The following is a 9256-nucleotide window of genomic DNA, read 5'->3' as shown; positions in this document are numbered from 1 at the left end:
ACGTCCTGACGACGACCTTGCCGCCGGGGAACGACTCCAGCACGGCCCGGTAGGCGCGACGCTGCTCCTCGGCGGACGGCGCCTCGGCGCGATCGAGGAAGAGGAACTCGGTCCGGTAGAGCCCGATGCCCTCGGCCCCGGCGTCCCGGGCGGAGGCCAGGTCGGCCGGGCTGCGGTGCGCCTCCGCCGGGTCGTCCGTGACCAGCGCGACCGACGTGCCCGGGGCGACCAGGGGGCCCGGCACGTACACGTACTGCCGGAACACCGGGGCGCCCACCGCGAGCACCACGTCATGCGGAGCCAGCCGCTCCCGCAGGCGTTCCCTGTCGGCGGGCAGGACGCCCGCGTACTGCGGGTGGTCCTGCGGGAAGCCGGCGCGCGCCCCGAACGACTCCTGGAACACCGGGCACCGCAGCCGCTCGGCCAGCGCGACCAGGGGCTCCCACCCGGCGCCCGCGCCCGCCACGATCGCCGGGGACCGCGCGCCCGCCAGCAGCCGCACCAGCGGCGCCAGGTCGGCGTCGGGGACGGCGGCCGGGCGCAGCAGCCGGACCGGCGCCGCGAGGACCTCCCCGTCGAAGGGCGCCTGCCAGTCGTCCATCGGCACGGTCACCAGCGCGGGCCCGCGGGCCGTGACCGCCTCGTGCCAGGCGCGGGCCAGCGCCCCTGGTACGTCCTGCGCGCGCGCCGGCTGGTTCACCCACACCGGGTAGTCGCCGGCCAGCCCCTCCAGCCGCCCGGTCAGGAACGGCTCCAGCGCCAGGTGCCGCCGGTCCTGCTGCCCCACGAGGATCACCAGCGGCACCCGGTTGACCCGGGCGGTGGCGATGGCGCCGACCGCGGTGCCCAGCCCGGCGGTGGTGTGCAGCACGACCAGCGCGGGCGCTTCGTTCCCGATGGCCCAGCCGGTCGCCATCCCGACCACGGACGCCTCGTGCAGGGCGAGCACGAAGCGCAGATCGTCCGGCAGGTCGGTGAGCAGCGACACCTCGGTGGAGCCGGGGTTGCAGAAGATCGTGGTCAGCCCGCGGCTTCTCAGCACGTCGAACGCGGCGTCCCTGACGGTGCTCATCGTTCTCCCCTTGCCCGCTGGATCTGCCGGTAGACGTGCCCGCGCAGCTCCCCGAACCGGGGCAGCGAGCGCGTGGTCAGCTGGTCGCGTCCGGGTGGCAGGTCGATCTTGAGGTCCTCCATGACCTCGGTCGGGGACGAGGACAGGACGATCACCCGCTGCCCCAGGTAGACGGCCTCGTCGATGTCGTGGGTCACGAAGAGCGTGGTGACCTCGAGGTCGCGCCACAACCGGAGGATCAGGTCCTCGAGGTCGGCCCTGGTCTGCGCGTCGACGGCCGCGAACGGCTCGTCCATCAGCAGCACCTGCGGCTCGTACGCCACGGCCCTTGCGATCGCGACCCGCTGCTGCATGCCGCCGGACAGCTGCCACGGATGCGCGTCGGCCGCGTCGGCCAGGCCCACGGCTTCCAGCGAGCCGGTCACCAGTTCGCGCCGCCGCGCGGCGGGCACACGTTTCTCCTTCAGCGGCAGCTCGACGTTCTGCCGCACGGTCATCCAGGGGAACAGGCTGCGGCCGTACTCCTGGAAGACCACGGCCATCCGCGGCGGCGGCCCGGTCACGGGCACGCCGTCCAGCCGCACCTCGCCCCCGCTGGCCGGCAGCAGCCCGGCGACGCAGCGCAGCAGGGTGGTCTTGCCGCAGCCCGAGGGGCCGACCACGCACACCAGCTCGCCGGCGCCGACGCCGAGCGTGATCGAGCGGATCGCCTCGACCCGGCGTCCCGGGCTCTGGTAGGCCTTGTTCAGGGCGGAGATCTCAAGCACGCGCGGCTCCACTGCCGTAGTACCAGGAAAGGACCCGCCGTTCCACGCGGCGGAAGAGCGCCGACAGTCCCAGCCCGAGCAGCCCGAGCAGCAGGATCCCGCTCCACATCTCGGCGATCTGGAACTGCCGCTGGAACAGCACGATCGTGAAGCCCAGCCCGCTGGAGCTGGCGAACATCTCGCTGATGACCATGAGGATGATGCCGATGGACAGCGCCTGCCGCAGCCCGGTCATGATCTGCGGCGCGGCGCCGGGCAGCACGAGTCTTCGCAGCCTGGCAAGCCCGCGCACGCCGTACATGCGGCAGGTGTCGGCGAGCACCTCGTCCAGCGCGCGCACGCCCTCGACGGTGTTGAGCAGGATGGGCCAGAGGCAGCCCGAGACGATGACCAGCACCTTCATGGGCGTGTCGATCCCGGCGAGCAGCATGATCAGCGGCACCAGCACGGGTGGCGGAATGGCTCTGAAGAACTCCAGCACCGGCTCGAGCGTGGCGCGCAGCCGCGGCGACGACCCGATCGGCACGCCCAGCCCCACGCCGAGCAGCCCGGCCGCCGCGTAGCCCATCAGCAGCCGCCCGACGCTGGGCAGCACGTCGTCGGTCAGCCGCTCGGAGAACCAGGTCTCCGCGAACGCCTGCCCCACCCGGAGAGGGCTCGGCAGGTAGAACGAGCTCCCGCTGACCGCCCACCAGAGCAGCACCAGCAGGGCGGGCAGGGCCAGCAGGCGGACCGCTCTCACGCGGCCACCTCCGATCGTACGGCGGGATGCCAGGCCAGTACCCTGCGCTCCAGCAGCCGCACGCCGGCGTTCACCGCGATGCCGACCAGCCCGGCCAGCACGATCAGCGCGTAGACGACCGGCACGGCCCCGCTGCTCTGCGCCACCTGGATCTCGGCGCCCAGCCCCGGGCTGCCGATCACCAGCTCCGCCGTCACCGCGAGGATGAACGCCACCGTCGCCGCCAGCCTGAGCCCGGTCATGACGTACGGCAGCGCGGTCGGCCACACCAGGTGCCTGACCCGCGACCAGGCCGACAGCCCGTACGTCCTGGCGGTGTCGTGGGCCACGGAGTCGACGGCGGCGACCCCGTACAGGACCTGGATGAGCACCTGCCAGAACGCGGCGTAGACCACGAGCAGCATCGTCGAGCCGAGCGACGGCCCGAACAGCAGCGTGGCGAGCGGCACGAGCGCGACCGACGGGATGGGCCGCAGGAACTCGACGGTCGAGCTGGTCATGGCGCGCAGCCCCGGGACGGTCCCGATGACGACCCCGGCCACGACCGCCGCGCAGAACGCCAGCGCCAGGCCGAGCGCCCAGCCGCGCATGGTCTCGCCGAGCGCGATCCACAGCGCGGGCGTGGCGAGTTCACCGGCCAGCGTGGTGAGGATGCGCGAGGCGGGCGGCAGGAACCGTTCGTCGACCAGGCCGAGCCGGGGCACGGCCTCCATGAGGGCGAGCAGCCCGCCGAGCCCGGCCAGCCCGTGGCCGAGCCGGGCACGGGCGGAGGCGCGGGCGGAGTCACGGGCGGAGGCGCGGGCGGAGTCACGTGCCGAGTCACGGGCGGGGCCACCGGTGCGGGTCACGGCACCAGGGCCGAGACGTCGATCTTCTCCGTGAGCACCCCGTCGGCCAGCGCCAGGTCGGCGATGGTCTGCACGGACGCCTTGTTGACCTCGACCGGCCACTTCGGCAGGTGGATCTCGGCGATCACCTCAGGCGAGATCTTGGTGTACGTTCTCAGCACCTCGCGGACCTCGTCGGGGTGCGCGTCGGCGTACTCCAGCGACTTGCGCATCGCGGCGGCGAACCGTTCGGCGAGGTCGGGGTCGGTCCTGCCGGTGGTGAAGTACATGGCGACGGTGAGGTCGGGGGCGGCGTCGGCGAAGTTCCAGGCCACGGCGCGGGCTCCCTGGCTGAGCGCCTGGCTCACGAACGGCTCGACCACCCAGATGGCGTCCACCCGGCCGCTCTGGAGGGCGGCGGGCGCGTCGGGGAAGGGCAGCTCCACGAACTCGATGCCGCCGGGGTCGCCGCCGGCCTTGCGCACAGAGGCGCGCACGGTCGTGTCGCCGATGTTCTTGAGCTGGTTGACGGAGATCTTCCTGCCCGCCAGGTCCTTGGCGGTCTTGATCGGGCTGTCGGGCTTCACCAGCACCGCGCTGAAGTCCTTGCCCTGCTCGCCGGTGGAGGAGACGCCGTTGGCGACCACCTTCACGTCGAGCCCCTGCTGCTTGGCGGTCAGCAGCGAGGTCGTGTTCGCGAACGCGAACTGGAACTGCCCGCTCACCGTGCCCGTCACGCTGGCCGCGCCGCCCTGGACCGGGGTGATCGTGAGGTCGATCTTCTGCTCGGTGAAGAAGCCCTTGGCCTTGCCGAGATGGATCGGAGCGGTGTCGACGATGGCGATCACGCCGGCGTTGACCTTGGTCATCCCCGAGGCCTGGTCGGTGGCGGCGGGCTGCGGGGCACCGCACGCGGTGGCGAGGAGGACGAGTAAGGGGGCGAGGATCAGGAGAGCGCGACGCACGATGACTCCTATGTGTGCGCAATGCGCACATGTATTCTCTAGCCGAACAACCCTGTATCGCGGAAACTACGCCTCTGCCCGCTCCTGTCAAGGGATCACGATGGCCGATCATGTGCAGTCGCTGGCCCGCGGGCTCGCGGTGATCCGGGCGTTCAGCGCCGCGGAACCCGAGCTGACGCTGAGCCAGGTGGCCCGCGCCACGGGGCTGAGCAGGGCGGCGGCCAGGCGCTTCCTGATCACGCTGACCGACCTCGGCTACGTGCGCAACGACGGGCGGCTGTTCGCGCTCACACCCCGGGTGCTGGAGCTCGGGTACGCCTACCTGTCCAGCCTGTCGTTGCCCGAGGTGGCCGACCCGCATCTCGAACGGCTGGCCGCCGGGGTGCACGAGTCGGCCTCCGTCGCGGTGCTCGACGGCGAGGACGTCGTCTACGTGGCCAGGGTGGCGACGACCAGGATCATGCGGATGAGCATCAGCATCGGCACCCGGTTCCCCGCCTACTGCACGTCGATGGGGCGGGTGCTGCTGGCGGCGCTGCCGCCGGAACGGCTGGACGCCTACCTGCGGGGGGCGGAGCTGCGCCGGCTCACGTCGCGGACGATCGTGCTGCCCGCCGCGTTGCGGGCCGAGCTCGACCAGGTACGCGGGCAGGGATGGGCGATGGTGGACCAGGAGCTGGAGGAGGGGCTGCGCTCGATCGCCGCGCCGATCCGTGACCGCTCCGGCAGCACGGTGGCGGCGGTGAACGTCTCGACGCACGCCAGCCGTACGAGCATGCAGGCGGCCCGGCGCGACCTCCTGCCGCCGCTGCTGGCCACGGCCGCCAGGATCGAGGCGGACCTGGTCTCCCTGTCGACGGCCCGCGCCTGACCGGTCCGATCAGCGCGCGGTAGCGGTCGGTGGGATCCGATCAGCGCGCGCGGTAGCGGTCGGTGGCCTCCCTGGTGGCGCGGATGGCCGCGTCGGCCCTGTCGTAGGTGCGCTGCGCCAGCCCCACGAAGATGCAGTCGACGATCAGCAGCTGGCTGATCCGGCTGGCCAGCGCGCCGGGCCGGAAGGCCGTCTCGCGGCCCGCCGACACCAGCGTGTGGTGCGCCATCTCGGCCAGCGACGAGCGGGGGTTGTTGGTGATCCCGACGATCAGCGCGCCCGCCTCGGCCGCCGTCCTGGCGGGGACCAGCACGTCGGGCGTCTCGCCGCTGCAGCTGATCGCCACCGCCACGTCGCCTTTCCCGAGCAGCGCCGCGCTGGTCAGGGCCAGGTGCGCGTCGCTGAACGGATGGCTGGACAGCCCGATCCGCAGCAGCTTCTGCGACATGTCGGCGGCCACCAGGCCGGAGGCCGCCACGCCGTACACGTCGACGCGCCGGGCCGTCGCGATGGCCTGCACGATCTCACCCAGCTGGTCGGGGTCGAGCTGCGCCGCCGTGTCGGCCAGCGCCTCCGACTCGGCGCGCGCGACCTTGGCGATCACGTCGGTCAGCGGGTCGTCGGGCGCGAGGTCGCCCGGCACCAGCCGCTCGGGTTCCTTGGCGACGGCCGCGGCCAGCGCGAAGCGCATCTGCGAGTATCCGGCGAACCCGAGCGCCCGCGCCGTGCGCACGATCGTCGCCTCGCTGGTGCCGGAGACCGCGCTGAACTCGGTGATCGTGCTCCGCACGACCAGTCCGGGATCGTCGAGGATGATGCGGGCGATGGACTGCGCGGCGGGGGTGAGCGACGGCAGCACGGCGCGTACGGCCGCGACCGGGTTCGCGGGCTCGGCGGTCACCGAAGCAGCCATTCCGCCGCCGCCAGGGCGGACACGCGGGAGATGCCGTGGGTGGCCACGTGGGTGGCGCCGTCGGGCGGGGCGGGGATGCCGGTGTCGACCACGATCGCGTCGGGCCTGAGCGCGAGGGCCTTCGCCACGGTCTCCCGCACCCAGGCGTGCCGGGCGGCGTCGTGCACCACCAGCACGACCGGCCGTTCGTCGAAGGGCGGCAGCTCGCCCTGCGCCTCCATCTGCACCCTGGCCGTGTTCGGCAGCAGGGTGCTCAGGGCCGCCGTGACGCCGGTCGGCGTGGCCGGGTCGACCGCCTTGCTGAAGCGGGTGTTGACCTCGACGACCAGCGGCCCGCGGTCGAGCGCGGGAGTGCCGGAGGTGGTGAGCGCCGCCCTGGCGGCCTCCAGGCCGACGCCCTCGTCGACGTCGCCGCGGGCCTTGTCGCGCAGCTCCGTGCGGGCGGCGTACCAGCCGGCGAGCGCGCGGACCCTGGCGGCCGCCTCCGCCAGGCGCTCCTCCTGCAGCGTGCCCTCGCGCACCGCGGCCACGATCGCGTCGCGGATCTCGTGCAGGCTGTCCTCGGTGGACAGCCCCACGCAGATCGCGTCCACGCCCGCGTTGAGCGCGCGCACCGCGATCTCGCCGGGGCCGAACATGTCGGCCACCGCCTGCATCTCGATCGCGTCGGTGACGAGCATCCCGTCGAAACCGAGCTCGCCCCTCAGGAGCTCGGTCAGGATGGTACGGCTGAGCGTCGCCGGCATCGACGGATCGAGGGCGGGGATGAGCAGGTGGCCCGACATGATGGAGCGCACCCCGGCGCCGATCGCGGCGCGGAAGGGCGGGAGGTCGCGTTCGTGGAGGACCTCGCGCGAGGCGTGCACGGTGGGCAGCGCCAGGTGGGAGTCGGTGACCGTGTCGCCGTGCCCGGGGAAGTGTTTGGCGCAGGCGGCCACGCCCGCGCCCTGCACGCCGTTGACGTAGGCGACGGTGTGGCGGGCGACCAGGTCGGGGGTGGGGCCGAACGAGCGCACGCCGATCACCGGGTTGGCCGGGTCGGAGTTCACGTCCGCCGAGGGCGCGTAGTCGAGCGTGATGTCGAGCTCGGCGAGCATCCTGCCGATCTGGCGGCCCACCCGCTCGGTGAGCGTCACGTCGTCGACCACGCCCAGCGCCCGGTTGCCGGGGAAGGAGCTGCCGTCCGTGACCTCGAGCCGCGTGACCGCGCCGCCCTCCTCGTCGATCGCCACGACCGTGTCCGGGTTCTCGGCGCGGAATTGCCGTACGAGCTGCGCGTCGATGGCGTTGCGGGCGAACAGCACCACGCCGCCGAGACCCTCGCCCAGCGCCCGGCGCAGCCAGTCGGGGGCGCCCTGACTCTGACGGGTCCCCTCGTACCCCGGATGCAGCACCGTCATCGCCAGTCTGTACAGGTCACCGCTCATCGGCATTTTCCTTCACGATTGTTGATCTGAAGGTAATTTTCTGTCATTGTCGCCCTCGACACAACCACTTCCGAGAGGCCAACCCCCCAATGCCCAGCAGAAGGACTCTCCTGAAGGGCTTAGCCCTCGCCGCCGCCGCCTCCGCCGTCCCGCTGCCCGCCTACGCGTCGACGACCGGGCACATCCCGCCGCTGCGCCAGATGCGCGGCATGTGGATCGCCTCCGTGGTCAACATCAACTGGCCCTCCAAGCCGGGGCTGACCGCGGACGAGCAGAAGGCCGAATATCTCGCCTGGCTGGACGTGGCCGTGCAGCGCAAGCTCAACTCGGTGTTCGTGCAGATCAGGCCGACCGCTGACGCGTTCTGGCCGTCGCCGTTCGAACCGTGGTCACAGTATCTGACCGGGACGCAGGGCCAGGACCCCGGCTACGACCCGCTCGGGTTCGCCGTGGAGGAGACCCACAAGCGCGGCCTGGCCTTCCACGCGTGGTTCAACCCCTACCGCGTCTCGATGCAGGCCGACCCGGCCAAGCTGCACCCTGACCACCCCGGGCGCAAGCACCCCGACTGGATCCTGCCGTTCGGCGGCAAGCTCTACTACAACCCCGGCATGCCGGAAGTGCGGAAGTTCTGCCAGGACGCCATGATGGACGCGGTCACCCGCTACGACATCGACGGCCTCCACTTCGACGACTACTTCTACCCGACCAACACCACGGCCTTCGACGACAGCGCCGCGTTCGCCGAGCACGGCGCCGGCTTCCCCGACCTGGCCACCTGGCGGCGCCACAACGTCGACCTCATGGTCCAGGAGATGCAGCAGCGGGTGCTGGAGTCCAAGCCGGAGATCGCGTGGGGCATTAGCCCATCCGGCATCTGGCGCAACAAGGCCAGCGACCCGCTCGGCTCCGACACCAACGGCGGCCAGTCGTACGACAACCTGCACGCCGACACCCGCGGCTGGGTCAAGAAGGGCTGGCTCGACTACATCGCGCCGCAGCTCTACTGGTACATCGGGCAGCCGCCGGCCGACTACTCCAAGCTCGTCCCCTGGTGGTCCGACGTCGCCGCGGGCACGAAGACGCAGCTGTGGATCGGCCAGGCCGCCTACAAGGCCGGCGACCCCGCCCAGGCGGCGGAGTGGCAGGCGCCGGACGAGCTGTCCAGGCACCTGACCCTCAACAGGGACCACCCCGAGATCGGCGGCGACATCTGGTACAACGCCAACGATGTCAAGGTCGACAGGATCGGCTCCATCTCGACCGCGGTCGCCGACCACTATCAGCGACCCGCGCTGGCGCCCGTGCTGCCCAGGCTCGCCAAGGGGGAGCCGCCGCGCCGGCCGGTGCTGGCGTACGCGCTGCGCCGTCACGGTGGGGTCGAGGTGCGGGCGGTGGCGACCGGCCGGGACGAGCCGTTCGTGTTCGCCGTCTTCCGCTTCGACAGGGACGCGCGGTCCGGCGACTTCGCCGACGCGCGCCACCTGGTGGCCGTCGTGCCCGGCGACCGGCAGGTGCGCTGGACCGACCCCGACGGCGGACGCGGCGACCACTACTACGTGGTGGCGGTCGACCGCGCCAACAGGACCAGCAGGCCCAGCAACGGCTTCCGGGTGATCTGAACCGGTCCGCGGGCGTGCTGCGCCCGTACGTGTCGCCGGCCGGTCATCCG

9 protein-coding genes are annotated in these 9256 nt (G+C 72.3%); 2 read left to right on the top strand and 7 right to left on the bottom strand.

The window, feature by feature from the left end; all coding sequences use genetic code 11:
• The 5 genes from E1292_RS01780 to E1292_RS01760 form a co-directional block, all read right to left on the bottom strand.
• A partial coding sequence (locus tag E1292_RS01780; RefSeq protein WP_246089859.1) for a thiamine pyrophosphate-binding protein occupies window positions 1-1072 on the bottom strand: 1072 nt, incomplete at its 3' end.
• Window positions 1069-1839 (bottom strand): ABC transporter ATP-binding protein, encoded by a 771-nt coding sequence (locus E1292_RS01775; protein ID WP_132591274.1) that lies wholly within the window; start codon window positions 1837-1839, stop codon window positions 1069-1071. The genes E1292_RS01775 and E1292_RS01780, both read right to left, overlap by 4 nt.
• Window positions 1832-2581, bottom strand: coding sequence for an ABC transporter permease (locus E1292_RS01770; protein ID WP_132591272.1), 750 nt, complete (start codon window positions 2579-2581; stop codon window positions 1832-1834). Before E1292_RS01770 ends, E1292_RS01775 begins: the two co-directional genes overlap by 8 nt.
• Window positions 2578-3429: an ABC transporter permease gene (locus E1292_RS01765; RefSeq protein WP_246089858.1), complete on the bottom strand. Its 852-nt coding sequence runs from the start codon at window positions 3427-3429 to the stop codon at window positions 2578-2580. The genes E1292_RS01770 and E1292_RS01765 overlap by 4 nt, the downstream gene beginning before the upstream one ends.
• Window positions 3426-4373 carry an ABC transporter substrate-binding protein gene (locus tag E1292_RS01760; protein WP_220446602.1) on the bottom strand — a complete coding sequence of 316 codons (948 nt, stop codon included), beginning with the start codon at window positions 4371-4373 and terminating at the stop codon, window positions 3426-3428. Before E1292_RS01760 ends, E1292_RS01765 begins: the two co-directional genes overlap by 4 nt.
• A gap of 100 nt (window positions 4374-4473) precedes the next feature.
• Between E1292_RS01760 and E1292_RS01755 the strand changes: the two genes are divergently transcribed.
• A complete protein-coding gene (locus E1292_RS01755; RefSeq protein WP_132591270.1) occupies window positions 4474-5244 on the top strand; it encodes an IclR family transcriptional regulator domain-containing protein in 771 nt (256 codons plus the stop codon).
• A 40-nt stretch (window positions 5245-5284) separates the two neighbouring features.
• Here the strand turns inward: E1292_RS01755 and E1292_RS01750 are convergent, their stop codons facing one another.
• Together E1292_RS01750 and E1292_RS01745 are read right to left on the bottom strand one after the other, a co-directional pair.
• The gene (locus tag E1292_RS01750) at window positions 5285-6145 is read right to left on the bottom strand and encodes a MurR/RpiR family transcriptional regulator (RefSeq protein ID WP_246089857.1); all 861 of its coding nucleotides are present in this window, start codon (window positions 6143-6145) and stop codon (window positions 5285-5287) included.
• Complete coding sequence (locus E1292_RS01745) at window positions 6142-7584, bottom strand: glycoside hydrolase family 3 protein (RefSeq protein ID WP_132591266.1); 1443 nt, start codon at window positions 7582-7584, stop codon at window positions 6142-6144. The genes E1292_RS01750 and E1292_RS01745 overlap by 4 nt, the downstream gene beginning before the upstream one ends.
• Before the next feature lie 89 nt (window positions 7585-7673).
• Between E1292_RS01745 and E1292_RS01740 the strand changes: the two genes are divergently transcribed.
• Complete coding sequence (locus tag E1292_RS01740; RefSeq protein WP_132591264.1) at window positions 7674-9206, top strand: glycoside hydrolase family 10-like protein; 1533 nt, start codon at window positions 7674-7676, stop codon at window positions 9204-9206.
• The last annotated feature ends 50 nt before the right edge of the window (window positions 9207-9256 follow it).

The sequence above is a fragment of the Nonomuraea deserti genome (genome assembly GCF_004348685.1).
Lineage (GTDB): Bacteria > Actinomycetota > Actinomycetes > Streptosporangiales > Streptosporangiaceae > Nonomuraea > Nonomuraea deserti.
The sequence above is the reverse complement of the archived record's forward strand: the minus strand, read 5'-3'. Positions and strand labels throughout refer to the sequence as shown.

Coding starts and splice junctions, on each gene's coding strand:
- E1292_RS01755 (WP_132591270.1), top strand. CDS start 4,474: ATGGCCGATCATGTGCAGTCGCTGGCCCGCGGGCTCGCGGTGATCCGG.
- E1292_RS01745 (WP_132591266.1), bottom strand. CDS start 7,584: ATGAGCGGTGACCTGTACAGACTGGCGATGACGGTGCTGCATCCGGGG.
- E1292_RS01740 (WP_132591264.1), top strand. CDS start 7,674: ATGCCCAGCAGAAGGACTCTCCTGAAGGGCTTAGCCCTCGCCGCCGCC.